Annotated in this window: 17 protein-coding genes; 5 read left to right on the top strand and 12 right to left on the bottom strand. The window is 72.8% G+C overall.

Annotation, left to right across the window (positions count from 1 at the left end; all coding sequences use genetic code 11):
- Positions 1–9: 9 nt before the first annotated feature.
- The 3 genes from ACZ9QC_RS02390 to ACZ9QC_RS02380 all read right to left on the bottom strand — a co-directional run bounded on the left by ACZ9QC_RS02390 (position 10) and on the right by ACZ9QC_RS02380 (position 2,015).
- Positions 10–327, bottom strand: a complete 318-nt coding sequence (locus ACZ9QC_RS02390) for a YkvA family protein (protein WP_472918562.1) — start codon at positions 325–327, stop codon at positions 10–12.
- A gap of 104 nt (positions 328–431) precedes the next feature.
- Positions 432–815 carry a hypothetical protein gene (locus tag ACZ9QC_RS02385; RefSeq protein ID WP_220644624.1) on the bottom strand — a complete coding sequence of 128 codons (384 nt, stop codon included), beginning with the start codon at positions 813–815 and terminating at the stop codon, positions 432–434.
- Positions 816–1,091: 276 nt separating this feature from the next.
- Entirely contained in the window at positions 1,092–2,015 is a 924-nt protein-coding gene (locus ACZ9QC_RS02380) for a MurR/RpiR family transcriptional regulator (RefSeq protein ID WP_467336751.1), read from the bottom strand.
- A gap of 155 nt (positions 2,016–2,170) precedes the next feature.
- Here ACZ9QC_RS02380 and ACZ9QC_RS02375 point away from each other — a divergent pair, with 155 nt between their 5' ends.
- Together ACZ9QC_RS02375 and ACZ9QC_RS02370 are read left to right on the top strand one after the other, a co-directional pair.
- Positions 2,171–2,560 (top strand): hypothetical protein, encoded by a 390-nt coding sequence (locus tag ACZ9QC_RS02375; protein WP_472918561.1) that lies wholly within the window; start codon positions 2,171–2,173, stop codon positions 2,558–2,560.
- Positions 2,560–3,387, top strand: a complete 828-nt coding sequence (locus ACZ9QC_RS02370) for a DUF1206 domain-containing protein (RefSeq protein WP_472918560.1) — start codon at positions 2,560–2,562, stop codon at positions 3,385–3,387. The genes ACZ9QC_RS02375 and ACZ9QC_RS02370 overlap by 1 nt, the downstream gene beginning before the upstream one ends.
- A gap of 67 nt (positions 3,388–3,454) precedes the next feature.
- Here the strand turns inward: ACZ9QC_RS02370 and ACZ9QC_RS02365 are convergent, their stop codons facing one another.
- Positions 3,455–5,167 (bottom strand): cholesterol oxidase substrate-binding domain-containing protein, encoded by a 1,713-nt coding sequence (locus ACZ9QC_RS02365; RefSeq protein WP_472918559.1) that lies wholly within the window; start codon positions 5,165–5,167, stop codon positions 3,455–3,457.
- Positions 5,168–5,314: 147 nt separating this feature from the next.
- Between ACZ9QC_RS02365 and ACZ9QC_RS02360 the strand changes: the two genes are divergently transcribed.
- Positions 5,315–5,833: a DUF6328 family protein gene (locus ACZ9QC_RS02360; protein ID WP_472918558.1), complete on the top strand. Its 519-nt coding sequence runs from the start codon at positions 5,315–5,317 to the stop codon at positions 5,831–5,833.
- 64 nt (positions 5,834–5,897) lie between these two features.
- Positions 5,898–9,119 (top strand): amidohydrolase family protein, encoded by a 3,222-nt coding sequence (locus tag ACZ9QC_RS02355; RefSeq protein WP_472918557.1) that lies wholly within the window; start codon positions 5,898–5,900, stop codon positions 9,117–9,119.
- A 21-nt stretch (positions 9,120–9,140) separates the two neighbouring features.
- Here ACZ9QC_RS02355 and ACZ9QC_RS02350 read toward each other — a convergent pair whose 3' ends face one another.
- The 6 genes from ACZ9QC_RS02350 to ACZ9QC_RS02325 all read right to left on the bottom strand — a co-directional run bounded on the left by ACZ9QC_RS02350 (position 9,141) and on the right by ACZ9QC_RS02325 (position 15,675).
- A complete protein-coding gene (locus ACZ9QC_RS02350; protein WP_472918556.1) occupies positions 9,141–10,373 on the bottom strand; it encodes a 4-hydroxybenzoate 3-monooxygenase in 1,233 nt (410 codons plus the stop codon).
- A gap of 84 nt (positions 10,374–10,457) precedes the next feature.
- Positions 10,458–11,453, bottom strand: coding sequence for a pyridoxal-phosphate dependent enzyme (locus tag ACZ9QC_RS02345; protein ID WP_472921984.1), 996 nt, complete (start codon positions 11,451–11,453; stop codon positions 10,458–10,460).
- 241 nt (positions 11,454–11,694) lie between these two features.
- Positions 11,695–12,045 (bottom strand): UBP-type zinc finger domain-containing protein, encoded by a 351-nt coding sequence (locus ACZ9QC_RS02340; RefSeq protein WP_472918555.1) that lies wholly within the window; start codon positions 12,043–12,045, stop codon positions 11,695–11,697.
- A complete protein-coding gene (locus tag ACZ9QC_RS02335) occupies positions 12,042–13,526 on the bottom strand; it encodes an ATP-binding protein (RefSeq protein ID WP_472918554.1) in 1,485 nt (494 codons plus the stop codon). Before ACZ9QC_RS02335 ends, ACZ9QC_RS02340 begins: the two co-directional genes overlap by 4 nt.
- A gap of 19 nt (positions 13,527–13,545) precedes the next feature.
- Entirely contained in the window at positions 13,546–15,222 is a 1,677-nt protein-coding gene (locus ACZ9QC_RS02330; protein ID WP_472918553.1) for an NAD(P)/FAD-dependent oxidoreductase, read from the bottom strand.
- 96 nt (positions 15,223–15,318) lie between these two features.
- Complete coding sequence (locus ACZ9QC_RS02325) at positions 15,319–15,675, bottom strand: VOC family protein (protein ID WP_472918552.1); 357 nt, start codon at positions 15,673–15,675, stop codon at positions 15,319–15,321.
- Between the two features lie 57 nt (positions 15,676–15,732).
- On the opposite strand from ACZ9QC_RS02325, the gene ACZ9QC_RS02320 reads away from it, so the two are divergent.
- A complete protein-coding gene (locus ACZ9QC_RS02320; RefSeq protein ID WP_472918551.1) occupies positions 15,733–16,605 on the top strand; it encodes a universal stress protein in 873 nt (290 codons plus the stop codon).
- A 51-nt stretch (positions 16,606–16,656) separates the two neighbouring features.
- Here the strand turns inward: ACZ9QC_RS02320 and ACZ9QC_RS02315 are convergent, their stop codons facing one another.
- Positions 16,657–17,904 (bottom strand): DUF4032 domain-containing protein, encoded by a 1,248-nt coding sequence (locus tag ACZ9QC_RS02315; protein ID WP_472918550.1) that lies wholly within the window; start codon positions 17,902–17,904, stop codon positions 16,657–16,659.
- Between the two features lie 157 nt (positions 17,905–18,061).
- The gene (locus ACZ9QC_RS02310; protein ID WP_472918549.1) at positions 18,062–19,984 is read right to left on the bottom strand and encodes an AMP-dependent synthetase/ligase; all 1,923 of its coding nucleotides are present in this window, start codon (positions 19,982–19,984) and stop codon (positions 18,062–18,064) included.
- Positions 19,985–20,085 lie beyond the last annotated feature (101 nt).

Raw genomic sequence — 20,085 nt, 5'->3', positions numbered from 1 at the left:
GACAACGTCTCATCCCCGCAGGGCGGTTCCCGTGCCCTCCTGCCGCTCCAGGGCTGCCATGGCGTCCTGGCGGCCGGAACGCATGGACCTGATCGCCAGGAGCAGGACCCCGATGTCGTCCAGGTAGACCGGGTCGGGGACCAGGTCGGTCGGCAGGACGAGATAGAGCACGGCACCCCAGAAGACCCACTTGGGGCCGGTGGGGAGCCCGGCCCGCCGCAGCTCGCGCCGGGTGCGGACGAGCCGCAGGAGCAGCCAGACGGCCGCTCCGAGAAGAGCGGCCGCGACCACCGCGACCGCGACGATCACCCACGTCCAGGAATCCATCGGTCCCGCCCCTCTGTCGGGCCGGGCGGTCCGCCCGGCCGGTGCCTGTCCATCGTCTTCCCCCCGAGGACGCGGTGTACCGCGACGCGCGGGGGAGAGGCGGGTCAGTGCGCGGCGCGGGCCAGGTTGTGGTCGACGAGGGCCTGGCTGACGGCCCGGATGGAGCGGGCCATGTGGTTCAGCTGCATGACCTCGGCGGCGTACATCTTGATGGTGTGCTCGATGACCGACTCGGACATGCCGAGGCTGGGCAGCTCGGAACGGGCGGTCTGCAGGGCGGTGCGGGCGACCCGGATCTCGTGCTGGACCTGGATCTGCGCGTGGCGGGCCAGCAGCACGGGGTGGCGCATCATCGCCGGGTAGGAGCCGTAACGGGCCGGTACCAGCTCGCGCAGCCACTTGGCCGCGGACCTCTCCCAGTCGTAACTGCCCGGTGTCTTGACCTGACACGGCCAGTCCGTGCGGAGGGGCGAGGAGGTGAGGGCCATGTTCAACGCTCCGGTCTTGCATCGACGCCATTGTGTGCAACGGGTGTGGAGTCTGGGCGGCCCCGGCATAGGGGATGGCCGGGGCCGCCTCACCCGGGGCGCCGTGCGGGTAGGAGCGGACGGACCCGGGTGGACGGTGTGCCCCGGAGTCCCCCGGGTCACGATCCGCGAGCAGTATTTATATATACCGATGAGTTTGCAAGGGCATGAAAAAATTCATGTCGGGAAAGCCGTGAATAATCCCCTGCTGTCCGGGCCGGACCGGGGCGAACGGGATCAGTCCCGCAGGAAGAACTGGTGCTGCTCCGAGACCTGCTCGTACGCCTCCAGGCGGGCCTGGGTGCGCTCGGGGTCGGCGTCGGTCATGGCCTGGAGCAGGGCGGAGGACATCATCACGGGGGCCGCGTAGGAGTCGAAGACCAGGCGTGAGCCGGTGCCCGTGGCGAAGACGGCGTCGGCCTCGTCCGCGAGCGGCCCGAGCGCCAGATCGGTCACCAGGGCCACCTTCAGGCCGGCGCCGTGGGCGACCCGCAGCGCGGTCAGCGTCTCCTGCGCGTGCCGGGGCATGGAGAACGCCAGGACCCAGGTGCCCCCCGCCTCGCGGGACTGCAGCAGCGCGTCGTAGGCGACCGTGCCGCCCTTCGTCACCAGCCGGACGTCGGGGTGGATACGGCGGGCGGCGTACGCGAAGTACTCGGCGAGCGCGCCGGAGATCCTGAGGCCGAGGACGGTCAGCGGGGCCGAGCGGGACAGCGCACGGCCGATCTCGATCACCTGGTCGGGGTCGGCGAAGTCGCGCCGCAGGTTCTCCAGGTTCTCGATCTCGGCGTCCACGGCGGCCTGCAGTTCGTTGCTGCGGTCCGCCGCGGAGATCGCCGGGGCGCTGCCGAGGGTGGCGAGCGCGATGGCCTGGAGCCGCTCCCGCAGCGCGGGGTAGCCGCTGAAGCCGACGGCGGCCGCGAACCGGGTCACCGAGGGCTGGCTGACGCCGACCCGTTCCGCGAGATCGGTGATCGACAGGAACGCGGCCTCGGTGATGTGCTCGATCAGGTACTGGGCGATCCGCCGCTGCCCCGGGGAGAGCCGGGGGCCGTCGAACAGCTCCCTGAGCCGGGACGTGGGCGACTGCTCGGTGTCCGCGGCCGTCCGCCCCGACGTGATCGCTGATGCCTGCGCACGTGCCTGCTGCGGCGATGGCACCCGCGCGCCTCCTTCGTCTCCCACGAGCACTCAACATAGCCCACGGCCCGCGCGGTGCCGGGCGAATCCCGCGACCTGCGAGAACCCCGTTTCGAGCACACCATGGGGGTACCCGGGGTACCCGCACCCTGTCGTTCACACGAGGGAGAAGTCTCGTGACCCTGCCCAGTCTGCCCGTGTCCCAGGTGGAGGTCGTGCTCTGCGACTGCTCCGCCCAGGACGCCGAACGCGTCTTCGCCTGTCTGCGCGCCCACTTCGAGTCCGACCGGGGCCCCGACGACCCGCCGCACGAGACCGGCACCGACCGGCCCACGATGTGGACCGGCATGTACGACACGGCCGCCGCCGTCACCACGGGCGCCGGCCGGCACCCCGAGCCGCCGTCCGCGCCCGTCACGGTGGAGGTCCAGGGGAGCCCGCCGGCCGTACGGCTGCTGCGGTCCGCGCTGGAGGAGGAGTACGCCGTGCGTCAGGTCGGCGTCGAGGCCGGTGACCAGGAGGTCCAGCTCCAGCTGCGGGTCGCGGGGCGGGAGGGGCGCGGCTGATGACGACTCTGGGGGTGGGCAGCGGGCGCGCGGCACGGGGTTCGGCGACCGAGGGTGCGGCCCGCGCCGGACTGACCGCGCGTGGCGTCATCTATCTGCTGGTCGGGGCGCTGGCCCTGCAGATCGCGTTCGGCGGGAGTTCGGAACAGGCGGACCGGCAGGGTGCCCTGGAGGAGATCTCCGAGAAGCCGCTGGGTTCCGTGATGCTGTGGGCCCTGGGCATCGGCCTGGTGGGCATGGCGCTGTGGCGGCTGTCGGAGGCCGTGTTCGGGGCGGCGGGCCCCGACGGCCGTAAGTGGACCAAGCGGCTCGCGTCCGCCGCGCGCTTCGTCTTCTACGCGTTCGTCGCCTACTCGGTGCTGACCTTCGCGGCGGGCGGGGGCGGCGGCGGAGGGGGCGGCGGTTCCAGCGACGAGCAGTCCCGGGACGTGACGGCCCGCGCGCTCGAACTCCCCGGCGGCCAGTGGCTCGTGGGCGCGGCGGGCCTCGGAGTGATCGCCGCAGGCGGATGGATCGGCGTACGGGCAGCGATGCGCTCGTATCACAAGCATCTCCGGCTCGGCGAGATGTCACGGCGCACGCGCCGCCTCGTCGACGTCACGGGTGTGGCCGGCGGGGTCGCCCGCGGCCTGGTGTTCGCCACGGCCGGTGTCTTCGCCGTGCGCGCCGCGATCGAGTACGAGCCCGACAAGGTCAAGGGTCTCGACGACACCCTGCGCTCCTTCGCCGACTCCCCCGCGGGCCCGGCGCTCCTGGCCTGTGTCGCGGTCGGGCTGGTCCTGTTCGGGCTGTTCTCGTTCGCCATGGCGCGCTGGCGCAAGGTGTGAGGCACATCGGGACGGCGAGCCGGCCGGAGAGCGGGGCGTGCTGTCTCCGGCCGTGCGCCAGATTTGCTCACGGGAACAGTCGGTCGAGGAAGGCGTTCCCGTAGACCCGGTGCGGGTCGAGCCGGTCCAGGACCTCCCGCGCACCGGCCCAGCCCGGTCCCGCGCCGTCGTCGAAGGACGCCGGTACGACCGTGCCGAGCACTTCCTCGTCGCTCCAGGCGGCCTCGTCCGTGTAGCCCCAGCCCTTGGACCACTCGACCCGGGTGAGGGCGTGGCCGCCGTCGTACGTGGTGAGCAGGAACCGCTCCAGCTCCCGGAAGAACGCCTCCGCGTCCGGCGTTCCCGGCAGCGTCAGCACGTCCAGCCACACGGCGGTGTCCCACTCGGGCCGGTCGGCGCGCGGTCGCAGCGCCGACAGCAGCGGGGCGCGGGCGCCGGCCACCCCGACGTCCGCCGGATCGTCGAGGCCGGTCACGCGGATCTCCACCGACCCGTTGACGGGGTACCGCCCCCGGGCCGCGTACGCGGCGAGCCGCTCCCGGTAGAACGCCGCGAACTCGGAGACCACGCGCTGCACCTGGTCCCGTGAGGTGAGCACCGCGTACCCGTTGGCCGTCACCCGCAGCGTGGTCGGCTTCAGGTAGAGGAGCGTGTTCTTCGACGGCCCCCAGATGTCCGCCGAGAACGTGGTCGTCAGCCCCAGCGTGGCCGTGGTCAGCTGCGCGTTGCCCAGCACCGGCGCGAGGTACCAGGCGGCGTCGGACACCATCCGCCCGACGAGGTCGGCGACGACGGTCGGCACGTTGTCCGAGAAGGGGTAGTTGTAGGGCGAGGTCACGCGCCGGGAGGTGAGCGGGCGGGTCGGCTCGACGCTCCAGACCTTGAACCAGGGGAACTCGGTGAACGCGAACCAGATCGCCTCCAGGCGCCCCGCCTCGTCCAGGAAGCTCGCGAACGTCCGCCCTCCGGAGCCGGGCGGGGCGAACAGCTCCCCGGCCGGGATGTCGGTCCGGCTCAGGCACCGCAGATTGCTGTTCGCCCCCACCCGCAGCACGACCTCGGTGACCAGCGCGCGGCCGACATGGGTGAGCAGCGCGGCCCCGTCCGCGTCGTCCCGCCGGAAGGTCCGCAGGACGTAGGCGTCGCTGCCGGCGTCCCACACCACCGCCGTCAGCGACAGCACGAGGTTGCTGAGCGAGCCGTACGTGTGACCGGGCGGCCGTGTCTCCCCGGCCGCGGGTACGGCCGTGCCGTGCGCGTCGACCGCGAGGGCGCCGCCGAGGGAGAGGTCACCGGGCGCGGGGCAGGCGGTCACTCCGAGGCCGTGGCCCTCCAGGAAGGTCAGCAGCGCCTCCAGCGAGGCGCCGGAGCCCACCCGGACGGCGGCCGGCTCGGTGGACTCCAGGGTCATGGCGGTGAGGTGCGTGGTCGTGTCGACGAGCAGCACCGGGGCGTCCGAGTCGGTGCCGGGGGTGATCGTCAGGGGCGACCAGCCGTGAGAGTGGCCGCGTGCGCGGACCGTCCAGCCCTGCCGCCGTGCCCAGTTGACGACCGCCACCACCTGCTCCGCGTCGGCCGGCGCGCACGCCCACAGGCCGGACGCCGTGATCTCTCCGTCCCAGTTGCGGTACACCGACCTGTACAGCTCGACGTCCGAGGGGAAGCCGGGCAGTTCGGCCGCGGCGGCGGCCGGGTCCTGGCGGACGAGCTGCGGGGTGAGGGCGAGCGCGGCGGCACCGAGGAGGAAACCCCGGCGGGACGTTGCGGAGGAGTCGGTCACGGCGATCACGCTAGGCCGGAGATGGGCACAAGTGACCGATCCGCCAACTGGATTCACTCGTGAGAGTGAAGATGCGTAGGGGTGTGCCAGGGCAGAGGGGCCACGGCACCATCCAGGGAAGGGAACATCGACCGACCGGGAGGACCTGTGACCGAGGTGCACGGCAGCCAGGACCGAGGCCGCGACGAGACCGAGGACGAGCGGGCCGACCGCCGCTGGAGCGAACTCATCCAGGAGGTGCGGGTCGCCCAGACCGGTGTGCAGATCCTGTTCGGCTTCCTGCTCACCGTCGTCTTCACCCCGCGCTACGACGGTCTGCCGCAGACCGAGAAGACCATCTACATCGTCACCGTCGTCCTCGGCGCCGCCGCCACCGGCGCCCTGATCGGCCCGGTCTCCTTCCACCGGATCGTCGCCGGACGCCGCATCAAGCCCGCCGCCGTCGAGTGGGCGAGCAGACTGACCGTCGTCGGGCTGATCCTCCTCCTCGCCACGATGACGGCGGCCCTGCTGCTGATCCTGCGCGTGGCCACCCACGACGAGTACGTGCCGTGGCTCGTCGGCTGCGTGGTCCTCTGGTACCTGCTGTGCTGGTTCGCGCTCCCGGCCTGGATCCGCCGCCGCCACGCCGACGACGAACCCGAGCGCCGTCACACCCGCGAGTGACGCCGCCGGTGGCGTGAATGGCGGTGTTGCCCGTGGGCCGTGTGGTGCGCGAGCGTGCCGGGTCATGGACCGTGACCAGAGTCGCCCCACCCCACCCCTGACCCGCCGTCAACTCCTCGCCGCCACCGGTGCCACGGGGGCCGCCGCGGTCATCGGCACCGTCGGCCCGGCCGCACCCGCGGCCGCCCTGCCCCGTACCGCCGACGCGGCCCTCTCCCTCACCTTCACCCGGGCCACCAACGGCTCGGCGTCCCTCGCGCCAGCCGGCGACACACTGATCGCCGAGGTCCAGAGCGGCCTGTGGTCACTCCCGCGCGGCGGCGGCCAGGCGGTCCCCCTCACCCCGGCCGGCCTCGAACCCAACCGGCCCACCCACTCCCCGGACGGCGCTCTCGTCGCCTTCTGCGCCTACCAGGGCGGCGGCTTCCACCTGTGGACCATGCGCCCCGACGGCTCCGGCCTGAGGCAGCGCACCGACGGCCCCTGGGACGACCGGGCACCGGCCTGGTCGCCCGACGGCACCCGGCTCGCCTTCGGCTCCGAGCGCGGCGGCGACCCCGACGCCCCCGCGGGCGGCAGCCCCTACCGCATCCACGTCCTGCACCTCGGCACCGGCGCCGTCACCCCCGTCACCGGCCTGCCCGGCCAGGACGGCCCCCTCCAGGACGGCCCGTGGGAGGACTTCGACCCCACCTGGTCACCGGACGGCACCCGGCTGCTGTTCGTGCGGGCCAAGGTCGTCACCACCGGCACCACCCCGACCGTCGAGTCCCGCACGGTCGCCGCCGTGGCCGCCGACGGCACCGGTGCGGTCACCGTCGAGCACACCGAGACCGCCGCGGCCCAGGTCATGACCCCCGCCCTCGCCGCCGACGGACGCCTCGCGTATCTGCGCACCACCGCCTCCCCGAACGGCTCCTGCGTCCTGGTCGTCGCCGGGGAGCCCGTCCCGGTCGACGGCGACCTCGCGCCCGTGCCGCCCCGCTGGACGGCCGACGGCCGGCTGCTGCTCACGCTCGACGGCGCCTTCACCCTCGTACGCCCCGACGAGCCCGCGAAGCCGGAGGAGATCCCCTTCGAGGGCGTCCTCCCGGTGGACCGGCCGCGCTACCACGTCAAGGAGTACGACCTCGGCCAGGAACGGGTCCGCCCCGTGCGCGGCATCCACCTGCCCGCGCTGTCGCCGGACGGCCGCAGCATCGCCTTCGCCGCTCTCAACGCACTCTGGGTGACCGGCACCTCGGGCGGTCGCCGGCCGAAGCGGTTGCGCGAGTCGCCGCCCACCCGCACCCTGCTCGCGCCCTCCTGGGCACCCGACGGGCGCTCGCTCGTCTACGCCGACGACCGCGACGGACTGCTCGGCGTCTACCGCCACGATCCGGCCACCGGCGAGGAGACCGCCCTCGCGACCGGCGGCCGGGTCATGCCCGCGCTCTCGCCCGACGGCGAGCGGCTCGCGTGCCTCGACATGGTCGGCCGGCTCGTCGTCCGGGACCTGGCGAGCGGCGCGGAACGCGTCCTCGTGGCACCGCTCGGGGGTGGCGGCATCCCCGGCAGACCGAGCTGGTCGCCCGACGGCCGCCACCTCGCACTGTGCGATCGCAACCGTCTGGGCGCCCGCTTCCGGGAGGGCTACAACCTGATCCGGGTCGTCGACGCCACGACCGGCGCCGACCGGCTGCACACGGTCGCGCCCCACACCTCCATCGCCGACCGCTACGACTCCGGACCCGTCTGGTCACCCGACGGACGCTGGATGGCCGTGATCGTCGAGTCCGCGCTCTGCCTGCTGCCCGTCGCCCCCGACGGCACCCCACGCGGCAGACTCCGCACCCTCACCACCGAACCCGCCGACCACCCCACCTGGTCCGGCGACTCCAGGACCCTGCTCTACCAGTCCGGCACCCGGCTCCGCCTGATCGACGTCTCCGGCGACCACGCCCGCACCGTCCGCGTGCCGCTCGACCGCACCCGGCCCACCCCCGCCGACATCGTCGTCCACGCGGGACAGGTGTGGGACGGCACCGGCGAGACGGTCCGTGACGACGTCGACATCGTCGTGCGCGGCGGCCGGATCACCGCCGTCGAAGCGCACCGGGGCAACCGCCGCGCCGCGCTCCGCCGGATCGACGCCTCCGCGCACACCGTGATCCCCGGCCTCTGGGACAGCCACACCCACCCCTGGCAGAGCACCTACGGCAGCCGACAGGCCACCGGACAGCTCACCTACGGTGTCACCACCGCCGTCTCCCTGGGCGGCTTCGCCCACGAACAGGCACGCATCCGCGAGGAGGTGAACGCCGGCCGGCTCGCCGGACCCCGGCTGCTCACCACCGGAGAACTCCTCGACGGCGCCCGGGTGGCCTACAGCATGGGACGCGCCCACCGTACGAGGGCCGGACTGCGCCGCTCCCTCGAACGAGCCGAGGCCCTCGACTGGGACTTCGTCAAGACCTATGTACGGGCGCCCGGTTGGGTGATGAGCGAGGCCGCGCGCTTCGCCCACGAACGCCTCGGTGTGCGCACCGGCGGCCATCTGCTCTCCCCGGGCGTCCAGCTCGGCCAGGACCTGACGACCCATCTCCAGGCCACCCAGCGCGCGGAGTTCGGCCACGCCATCACCACGAGCGGCCGGGCCCACGAGGACGTGGAGGAGATCTACAGCCGACAGGGCGTGGACTTCTCCCTGATCGCCACCCCCTTCACGGCCTCACCCCTCATGGGCGCCGACCCGGCGCTGGCCGACGACCCCCGGGTCACGGTCGTCATGCCGCCGTGGGACGCCGCCGTGGTCCGGCAGGGCGCGGGTGTCCCGCCGACCCCCGCCCAACTCGCCGCGCTGCGCTCCGAGACCGACATCTACCGGCGGATCCTCGCGGCAGGCGGCGTCGTCGCCCTCGGTACCGACCAGCCGCTCGGCCCTGTCGGCCTCTTCCTCCACCTCGCCCTGCGCGCCCTGCACGCCGGGGGCCTCAGCCCCAGCGAGACCCTGCGCACCGCGACCGTCCTTCCGGCCCGGCTCTTCGGACTCGACGACGACCTCGGCACGGTCGAGACGGGCAAGCTCGCCGACCTGACGATCGTCGACGGCGACCCCTTCACGGACTTCGCCGACCTCGTCCGCACGGTGACGGTCCTGCGGGGCGGAACGCCGTACACCACCGAGGAGTTGGTGGCCGCCTACCGGCCCTCCGCCCGACGGGTGAAGGCCGCCGCGACGGAGGAGGACTGGCTGGAGGTCGGCCGGCTGATGCGCCGCGACGGCTGCTGCCACGACGGCCACTGAACGTCCCGGCGACCGCCGGGATCAGTGATCGGTTCCCTTGCCGATGAACAGCTCCGCGAAGGTCGACGCGGCGGCGGGGGAGCCGAGCACCCGGCGGAGCCTCGCGGTGGCGGCGCCGGCCCGGAACGGGTCGCCGGACGACGGCCCGTGCAGCAGCTCCGCCAGCCACTGCGAGAACTCCTGGTAGTGCCAGACCCGGCGCAGACAGGCGTCCGAATAGCCGCGCAGCCCACGGTCGTCGCCCGTGCGGAGGCAGGCGATCAGGGCATCCGCCAGCAACAGGGCGTCGTACAGGGCCAGGTTCATGCCCTTCGCGGCGATCGGAGCGACGAGGTGCGCGGCGTCACCGGCGAGGTACAGCCGGCCGTACGCCATCGGCTCGGTGACGTAGTTGTGCATGTCGAGCACCCGCTTCTCGACCAGCGGGCCCTCGGTGAGCGGCCGGGCGCCGGGCGCCGCGAGGCGGGTGTGCAGCTCCGACCAGACCCGGTCGTCCGGCCAGTTCGCCGGGTCGTCGCCGGCCGGGACCTCCAGGTAGTAGCGGGTGACCTCGGGCCCGCGCGCCATGTGCCCGGCGAAGCCCCGGGGATGCACACCGAGGACGACGCAGTCGGCCGACGGGGGTGCCTCGGCGAGCAGTGCCAGCCATCCGACCCCGTGGTCGTGCCGGGCGACCGTGGTGTGCTCGGCCGGCAACGCGGTCCGCGTGACACCGCGGGCACCGTCACAGCCGGCGACGAACTCACAGGCGAGGACGTGCCGTTCACCGGTCGCCGGATCCACGTACGACACGGACGGGTGCTCGCCCTCCTCGCCGTCGATGTCGTGCAGCGCGACCTCGCGCACGCCGAACCGGATGTCACCTCCCCGGACGTCCGCGTACTCCCTGACCAGATCCGTCACGAGCAGCGGCTGCGGGTAGACGTAGTGGTGATGACCGGTGATCTCCGTGTACGGGAAGCGCTGCCGCCCGCCCGCGAAACGGAACTCGAACTCCGTGTGCACCGGGGCCCGTTCCAGGAGCCGCCCGGCCAGTCCGCGCCGCTCCAGCGCGCGCACCGCCCACTCCTCCAGGAACCCGGCCCGGGGTCGCCGCTCGATGTACTCGCGGCTCTCGGTCTCCAGCACCACGCAGTCCACGGAGGCGGCGCGCAGGATGTTGCCGACGGTGAGCCCGGCCGGTCCGGCGCCGACGATGACGACACGGGCGCGCTCGGACGGGTGCGGACCCGGGAGGGGAGTGGGGGTGGTCACCCGAGCATTATGCCGGGTGACCGGAGACCGAGGACTGTCCTCAAGTGGGGTACAGGACAAGGGGGTTGGGGCCGGGGCGCGCTGTCACCGCAGTTCGAACCGGCGGGCCCACTCAGCGACGTCGGCCGTCGTCGCGTTCCCGCCGCAGACCACGAGGCCCAGCCGGGCGCCGTCGCCGACGCGTTCGAGGACCTGCCGGGCGGCGGGCAGCAGACAGCCGGCGGCCGGCTCCGTCCACACCTTGCCGTGCTCGGCGAAGTCCAGGACCCCTTGCACCGCCTCGGCGTCGGAGACCACGAGGACGTCCTCGACGAAGGCGGTCACATGGTCGTAGGTGAGCCGGGAGACGGACGGGGCGCTGAGTGTGGTGACGACGGAGGAGAGAGGCACGGTCACGGGCCCGCCCGCCACGATCGCGTCGGCCATCGCCGTGGCCCCGACGGTTTCCACGCCCCAGACGCGGACGCCCGGCAGCAGCGCCCTGAAGGCGGCGGCGACACCGGCGACGAGACCGCCGCCGCCGATGCTGACGAGCACGTCCGTGGGCGCGCCGGTGTCCCCGGTGGCCGCCGTCGCCCCGGAGTTCCCGAGGTCCTCGGCGAACTCCAGGCCCACGGTGCCCTGACCGGCGATCACCAGCGGGTCGTCGAACGGGTGGACCAGGGTGAGTCCCTCCGACCGGAGGCGCTCGGTGAGCGCGAACGCCTCCGCCATCCCGTCGGTGAGCCGCAGCGAGGCGCCGGCGGCCTCGACGAGGTCGGCGGCCCGCCTGGGCGCGGACCGGGACATCACCACCGTCGCCTTGATGTGCAGGGCGGCGGCCATGTGCGCCAGCGCGATGCCGTGGTTGCCACCGCTGACCGCCACGACCCCGGCGGCCCGCTCCGCCTCCGAGAGCGTCAGCAGCTTCGCCGTCGCGCCGCGCGCCTTGAACGAGCCGGTGCGCTGCAGCAGTTCCAGTTTCGTGGTCACCGGGGCGCCGAGGAGCGTGGACAGCCCCGGGCTCGGCACGGTGGGCGTGCGCACGACGTGGCCGGCGATTCGCTGGGCGGCGTCCTGGATCTCGCCGATCCCGATCAACACGATGTCACTCCGTTCGGTGGGGCGGGTGTGCTGGGGTGCGGGTGTGGGTGCGTCGTCGGGTGCGGGTGGGGTGGGGGCTTCTCGCGCAGTTTCCCGCACCCCTGAAAAGCCGGGGCTGCGCCCCAGCCTTTCAGGCCCGCAGGGCCTGATCTTTGAGGGGCGCGGGGAACTGCGCGAGAAGCTCCCACCGGGCCGCAGTCGACAGCGCACCCGAATCCCCGAGCTCCCCCCGCTCAAGTCACCGTAGCGCCGACATCCAGTCCCGCGGGACGCGCCCCGCGGGGCCCGGCGACGGCTGCCCCTCCGGATGGCTGAGGGGCGGCGCGAGGTTCGGCCCCGACTCGTACATCTCGTCCGTCTCGTAGTTCCAGAACCACGACTCACCCGGCTCGTAACTCTGCACGAAGGGATGCCCGGTGGCCCCCGCGTGGGCAGTGGCGTGCTGGGCCGGGGAGGAGTCGCAGCAGCCGACGTGACCGCACTGGGCGCAGCGCCGCAGGTGGAACCACCAGCCGCCGGCCTCCTCGCACTCCACGCACCCGTCGCCGCTCGGCGGAACGGCGGGGTCGATTCCGGCGGGCAGGGTCATGAGGTCTCCTCGGGGTCGTCGGCGAGCGTGACGTCCAGGTCGGCGGCCGGTGCCGTCAGCGGCAGGAGGACCTGGAAACGGGTGTCCCCCGGCCGGGAGTGGACCTCGATGTGCCCATGGTGCTTGTTGACGACGATGCGCCAGGAGATGTCGAGGCCGAGCCCGGTGCCCTGACCCACCGGCTTGGTCGTGAAGAAGGGGTCGAAGATCCGGCCCTTGATCTCCGCCGGGATGCCGGGGCCCGTGTCACGGAACTCGACCAGGACCTGATCGCGGTGGTCCAGCGCCGTCCGTACGGTCAACGTGCCCGTGCCGCCCGCGTCGTTGATCGCCGCGACCGCGTTGTCGATCAGGTTCGTCCACACCTGGTTCAGCTCGCCCGGATACGCGGGGATGCGCGGCAGCGAGCGGTCGTACTCCTTCACCACCTCGATGCGGTCGCCGATCTTCCCGGACAGCATCAGCAGGGTGCTGTCGAGGAGTTCGTGCACGTCGGCGTTCTGGTAGGGCGCGCGGTCGAGCTGCGAGTACTGCTTCGCCGCGTCGACGAGCTGGGTGACACGGGTCGTGGAGTCCTCGATCTCGTTCATCAACAGCTCGGTCTCGACGGTGTAGTTGAGCCAGCGCACCGCCCCTTCGAGGGTGTGCTCGTCCACGGCCTCCGCGACCTGGTCCAGCCACGCGGTGTCGAGTCCGGCCTGCACGAAGTTCGGCGCGAGCTGCCAGCCGCCCGCGATCCCGTGGTCGTCGAGCCAGTCCGTCAGCTCGTCCTCCCGGTCGGAGGCCTCCAGCGGACTGAGCGGCGTCGCCTTCGCGACCTGCTCGGCCGTCCGCTCCTGCAGATCGACCAGCGACTCCAGCATCGCCCGCTTGTACGGGCCCGCGGCGATCACCCCGAGCTTGTGCCGCATCCCGGCCACCCGCTCCCGCAGGGCCGAGGTCGCCCGGACGGCCGCCGCGGCCGGGTTGTTCAGCTCGTGCGTCAGCCCGGCCGACAACGAGCCCAGCGCCAGCAGCCGTTCCCGCTGGTTGATGGTCCGCTGGGTGTTCTGGCTCCCGAAGAACAGGCCCTCCAGGAGGTGGACCGCCATGGGGAACCAGTCGCGCATGATCTGGGCGAAGGCCGCCGCGGGCAGGATGTAGAAGCGCGAGGGGACGGTGACCCGCATGGAGCCCTTGTAACGGGCCTGGTCCGCCTGGTCGCCGAGATACGCCTGGAAGGCGCCCGCGTACACCCCGACCTGGGAGCTGCGGCTGACCTCCACGTCGTCGTCGCCGACCTGCCGCGACAGCACCACCGTGCCCTCCAGGAGCACGAAGAAGCAGGTGGCCGGCTCGCCCTCCCGGTAGACGTGACCCGGCTCGAACCGCTCCACCCGGCCCTCGCGGCACAGCCGGTCCAACTGCGCGTCGTCCAGCTTCTCGAACAGGAACAGACGCCCCAGCTCGGCCCGGTCGCACGGCGACGGCTGCCCGCTCACGACGACACCCCGACGGATGTCATGACTGCTCCAGATACCTGTGCACCAGCATCACGGCCATCGCTCCCTCTCCCACGGCGGACGCGACCCGCTTCGCGGACTCCGACCGCGCGTCCCCGGCGACGAACACCCCGGGCACGTTGGTCTCCAGGTGGTACGGCGGCCGGTCCAGCTCCCAGCCCGCCGGCGGGCCCCCGTCCGGGGTCATGTCCGGCCCGGCCACGATGAACCCGCGCTCGTCACGCAGCACGGTCCCCTCCAGCCAGTCGGTGTGCGGCTCGGCGCCGATGAACACGAACAGCCACTGCGCGTCGACGAGTTCCTCACGCCCGCTCGCCACGTCCTTCAGCGTCAGCTGCTCCAGCTGGTTGGTGCCGTGCGCCGCCTCCACGATCGTGCCGGGCCGCACGAAGACGTTAGGGGCCTCGGCGAGCTGCTGGATCAGATAGTGCGACATGGACGCGGTCAGCGACTCGCCGCGGACGAGGAGGGTGACCGACTTGGCGCCCCGGGACAGGTACATCGCCGCCTGCCCGGCCGAGTTGGCGCCGCCCACGATGTACACGTCGTGCCCCTGGCAGCCGGCCGCCTCGGTCAGGGCGGAACCGTAGAACACCCCGCAGCCGGTGAGGTCCGCGCAGCCCGGCGCGGCGAGCTGGCGGTACGACACGCCGGTCGCGAGGATCACGCTGTGCGCGGCGACCGCCGAGCCGTCGGAGAACCGGACGGTCCGCGCCGCCCCGTTCACCTCCAGACCGCTCACCTCACGGGCCGTGAGGATCTCCGCGCCGAACTTGGTGGCCTGACGGCGCGCCCGGCCGGTGAGCTGACCGCCGGACACCCCGTCGGGGAACCCGAGGTAGTTCTCGATCCGTGAGCTCTGGCCCGCCTGACCGCCCGTGGCCGACCGCTCGACGAGGAGCGTCCGCAGTCCCTCCGAGGCGCCGTACACGGCGGCGCCGAGCCCGGCGGGTCCGCCGCCGATGACGACCAGGTCGTAGAACTCCTGGGCCGGTGTGGTCGCCAGCCCCACCTTCTCCGCCAGCTCCGGGTCCTCAGGCGCCACCAGCGGCGTACCGTCCGGGGTGACGACCAGCGGCAGCCGCGTGCCGTCGGCCCCTGCCGCCGCGAGCAGCCGCCGTCCCTCCGGCTCGTCCGACGAGAACCAGCGGTACGGCACCTGGTTGCGCGCGAGGAACTCCCGTACCCCCGACGACCGCGCCGACCACCGGTGCCCGACCACCTTCGTCGTCCCCGCACAGGTACGGTCGGCGGCCCGCCAGGCCTGGAGCAGGTCGTCCAGGACCGGATAGAGCTTCTCCTCCGGCGGGTCCCAGGGCTTCAGCAGATAGTGGTCCAGGTCGATGACGTTGATCGCGTCGATCGCCGCGCCGGTGTCGGCGTACGCGGTGAGCAGGACCCGCCGCGCCCCCGGATAGACGTCCAGGGCCTGCTCCAGGAACTCGATGCCGTTCATCTCCGGCATGCGGTAGTCGGCCAGGATCACCGCCACCTGGTCGCCGCGCAGCTTCAGCTCCCTGAGGGCCTCCAGCGCGGCCTGCCCGGACTCGGCCCGCACGATCCGGTACGACTCGCCGTACCTGCGGCGCAGATCCCTCGCCACCGCACGGGAGACCCCGGGATCGTCATCCACCGTGAGGATCACGTTCCGCGCCGGACCGACAGCCTGAGTCATACTCCTCCACCCCGAGACCAACGGGCCCATCGTATGTTCGACCCTGCCGCTGCGCGCGGTTTCCGGGCAGCCACGGTCCGGGACGCGAGGGCGCCGTCAGGTCCGGGGCGGGGCCAGCACGCAGAACTCGTTGCCCTCCGGGTCCTGGAGCACGACCCAGGGCTCGTCACCGGTCTGCCCGATGTCCGCGTGCCGGGCCCCGAGGGCGAGGAGGCGGGTGACCTCGGCCTCCTGGTCGTCGGGGCGGAAATCCAGGTGGAGGCGGTTCTTGCCGTTCTTCGGGTCCGGGGCGCGCCCGAACAGGAGGCCGGGCAGACGGTCCGGGGCCGGACGGATCTCGTACTCGTCGGGGGACTCGTCGACCGCCACCCACCCGAGCGCCTCCGCCCACCAGCGGCCCAGCGCCGCCGGATCGGCCGCGTCCACCAGCACCTGCTCCCACTGCAAGGTCATGCGATGAGCGTAGTGAAGACTGGGTCCGTCAGCCATGTGACGACCGAGAGGTGGCCGATGACGACGCGCCCGATCACCGCCGCAGTGGACGGTACCCCCGAGAGCCTCGCCGCACTGGCGTGGGCCGGCCGGGAGGCCGTACGCCGGGGCCTGGCGCTGCGGGTGGTGCACGCGTGGCGGTGGGAGCCGCACGAGGCGATCACCGTGGACCGGGACGGACAGGCACGGTGGGCCGAGGAGGCCCTCGCCGAGGCCGCGCGGGAGGTCGCCGAGCGGCACCCGGAGCTGGAGGTGACCACGGACCTGGTGGAGGGCCCGCCGGTCGAGACGCTGGTCGCCGCCGCCGAGCACGCCGAGACCCTGGTGCTGGGCTCGCGCGGGCACGGCGCGGTGGTCGGCTTCCTGCTGGGCTCCGTGGGACAGCAGGTGATCGTCGAGTCACCGCGTCCCGTCGTGCTGGTGCGCGCCGAGGACAGCCCGAGCGCCGAGGCCGCCGGACGCGAGGTCGTCGTCGGCCAGCAGGGCACGCCGGAGGACAGCGCCGACACGCTGCGGTTCGCGTTCGAGACGGCCGCCGCGCGCGGGGCGTCCCTGCGCGCGGTGCGTGCGTGGACGCTGCCCCCGCTGTACGCGTACAGCCCCGGCTCGCTGAAGCTCCTCGACGAGGCCGGCGGGCTGGAGCCGTACGAGAAGAAGGCGCTGGCCGCCGCGCTGGAGCCGTGGCAGGAGCGGTTCCCCGGGGTGCGGGTCACCCAGCACGTCGAGATGGGCAGCGCCGGGCAGGTGCTGCTGTCCGTGGCCCAGCGGGCCCAGCTGGTGGTCGTCGGGCGCCGCGCCCGCCGTACGGCCGTCGGTGCCCGCATCGGCTCGGTCGCCCACGGCGTCCTGCACCACGCGCACTGCCCGGTGGCGGTCGTCCCCCACAGGTGACCCGCGCCGGCGACCGGCGGCCGGGGCCACCGGCCCCGGGCGCCCGTCGGCTCAGTCGGCGGTGACGTCGTCCACCTTCGGCGGCAGCTGCGCCAGGGTCTGCGGCAGGACGTTGTCGATGTAGTCCTGCACCGCCGTGTCCAGACCGATGTCGTGCTGGGCCCGCTCGGACAGGTACCAGCGGTGTTCGAGGAGCTGGTGGTAGATCTCCGCCGGGTCCATCGAGCCGCGCAGTTCGAGCGGGACGGCCCGCACGGTCGGCCGGAACACCTCCCGCACCCAGCGGTGGGCCAGCACCTCGGGGCGGGCGCCGAGGGGGTCGCCCGGGGCGTAGTCGTCCTGGGTGGCCATCCAGCTCTCCAGGTCGGTCAGCAGGCGCCGGGCCTGGTTCTCCTCGGTGTCCAGACCGGTCAGCCGCAGCAGCTGCCGCTGGTGGTGGCCCGCGTCGACGACCTTGGGCACGAAGGTCACCGTGTCGCCGTTGTCGGCGTGCTCGATCTGCATCTCGGCGACGTCGAAACCGAGGTCGTTGAGACGGCGGATCCGGCGCTCGATGTAGTGGTACTTCCCGGCCGGGTACACCGACCTGCGGGTCAGCTCCTCCCAGAGCCGGTGGTAGCGGGAGCAGATCTCGTTGCCGAAGTCGATCGGGTCCACCGACGGGTGCAGTGCCCCGGACGCCTCCAGGTCCAGCAGCTCGCCGCTGATGTTGACCCGGGCCAGATCGAGGTCGTACTCCCGCTGCCCGGTGCTCAGCCGCGCGTGCAGATCGCCCGTCTCGGCGTCCACCAGGTACGCCGCGTACGCGCCCGCGTCCCGCCGGAACAGCGTGTTGGACAGCGAGCAGTCGCCCCACGCGAACCCGGCCAGGTGCAGCCGCACCAGCAGGACGGCGAGGGCGTCCATCAGCCGGTGCATGGTGGCCGGGCGCATGGTCGTCTCGAACATCGAGCGGTACGGCATCGAACCGCCCAGGTGCCGGGTGATCAGCACCGGCTCCAGCGGCTCGCCCGCCTCGTCGAGACGGCCGGTGACGACCCCGAGCGCATCCACCGCGGGGATGCCGATCCGGTCGAGGTCGCGCAGCAGTTCGTACTCGCGCAGTGCGGGCCGCTCGGCGAGTTCCTTGACGGCGACGACCTCGTCGCCCGCGCGGGCGTAGCGCACCACGTGCCGGGAGATACCGCGGGGGAGCGGCACGAGGTGGTGTTCGGGCCACTCCTCCAGCGGCAGGTGCCACGGCAGTTCGAGCAACAGCGCGGGGTGTTCGGGGTTGGTGGCGCTGATCTGCAGTGCCATGGGTCTCGGTCCTCTGCCTTCGTGTCACGGTGGTGCGGAGTGCGGCCGGGCGGGGCGGTCTCCCGCCTGCCACCCGGAGCATCTCCGCATCCCAGGGACCGTTTCGTCAACAGCGGCCCGACCCGTGGTCGGACGTTCGGGTGTCCGGTCGTTTCGGTCAGTGCCGGCCGCGGCGGAACACGTCGTCCGGGTCCGAGTCGTCCCAGCCCGCGAACTCCTCCGAGAGGGTGCGACGGGCGGTGCGCGCCGAGGTCGCGTACATCGCCTCGATCTCGGCCTCGTACCGCCGCACGATGGTGTCCCGGCGCAGCTTCATCGACGGCGTCAGCATCCCGTTGGCGAGGTCGAACGGCTCGGGCAGGATGCGGTAGACACGGATCGACTCCGAGCGCGACACCGTGCTGTTGGCCGCGGCGATCGCCCGCAGCACCTCCTGCCGCAGCGCGTTCTCCTCCCGCGCCTCCCGGCCCAGCAACTCACCCGGCGCGGACAACGACCCCCGCCAGTGCGCGAGGAACTCCGGGTCCAGCGTGAGCAGGGCGCCCACACAGGGCCGGTTGTCGCCGACGACGACCGCCTGGTGGATCAGCGGATGCGTCCGCAACTGCTCCTCCAGCGGCGCGGGGGCCACCCCCTTGCCCCCGCTGGTGATGATGATCTCCTTCTTGCGGCCGGTGATCGACAGATAGCCCTCGGAGTCCAGCCGCCCGATGTCCCCCGTGGCCAGCCAGCCGTCCTGGAGCGCGGCCCGGGTGCCCGCCGCGTCGTTGACGTACCCCTGGAACACCGAGGGTCCGTTGACCAGGATCTCCCCGTCCCGCGCCACCCGGATCTCCGTGCCCGGCAGCGGACGGCCCACGGTGCCGAACTTCTCCCGGCCCACCGGCTGGGCGGTGATGCCCCCGGCGGTCTCGGTCAGGCCGTACCCGTCGTGCACGAGGATGCCGATACCCGCGTAGAACAGCGTCAGGTCGCGGTTGAGGGGAGAGCCGCCCGAACAGCCGCCGCGCACCCGGCCGCCCAGCGTCGCGCGCAGTTTGCGGTACACCGTCTTCTCGTAGAAGGCGTGTTGCAGCCTGAGATCCATCGCGGGCCCGGGACCCGTGCCCAGCCGCTGCCGCTCGACGGCGAAGGCGTAGTCCTGCGCCGTGCGCACCGCGCGTTCGAACAGCGTTCCCCGGCCCGCCTGTTGGGCCTCACGCAGGAAGTTCTTGTGGATCCGCTCGAAGAGATACGGGACACCGTAGAGGAACGTCGGCCGGAACGAGCGCAGCGCGGCGGACAGCGCCTCCTCGTTGAACTCCGGCTCGTGCCCGAGGAGCAGCCCGCCGCGCAGACACATCCCCTGGATCATCAGCCCGTAGACGTGCGAGAACGGCAGGAAGGCCAGGATCGCGGGCTGTTCACCGGGCGCCGCCGCCGTATGCCGCCAGCCGGCGAGCAGCGCGTCGCAGGGACTGGCGAGGCTGCGGTGGGAGAGCGCGCAGCCCCGGGGCCGGCCGGTCGTGCCGGAGGTGTACGCGATGACGGCGGTCGAGTCCGGCATGACGATACGGCGCAGCGAGTCCACCGTCGCGTCCGGTACGTCCCGGCCCGCCGCGACCAACTGCGGCAGGGACTCGGCGTCCAGCTGCCAGACGTACCGCAGCAGCGGCAGCTTGGCGCACACCGAGCCGACGGTCATCACTCCCAACTCGTCCTCGACGACCACGCCGACACAGGCCGCGTCCCGCAGGATCCACTCGATCTGGTCGCGCGACGACGTCGGACAGACCGGCACGATCTCGGCGCCCACGGCCCACAGCGCGACGGCGAGCACCGTCCACTCGTACCGGGTCCGCGCCATCATGGCCACCCGGTCGCCCTGCCGGATCCCGGACGCGATCAACCCCTTGGCCAGATCGGCCACTTCGTCCCGTGCCTCGGCCGCGCTCACCCGTGTCCAGGTGTCGGGGGAGGCGCTGTCCCGGCGCGCGAGCTGAGGCAGCGCGGGATCACGGTGCGCCGTCTCGAACAGCGAATCGGCCAGCCCTCCGGTCATGACCGGGCCCGTCGACGGAGGGATGCCGAAGTTGCCCATGCGACGCTCAGAACCTTCCCTGCACACGACCTCGCCGACGGTGCGCCAACCGGCGGTGATCGAACGTAGCGTACGGCGCCGAAGCCCGCGCGGGGAATCGG

The organism is Streptomyces sp. HUAS MS02, from assembly GCF_055702265.1.
Note: the sequence above shows the minus strand (reverse complement) of the source record. Positions and strands in the feature narration are given on the sequence as shown.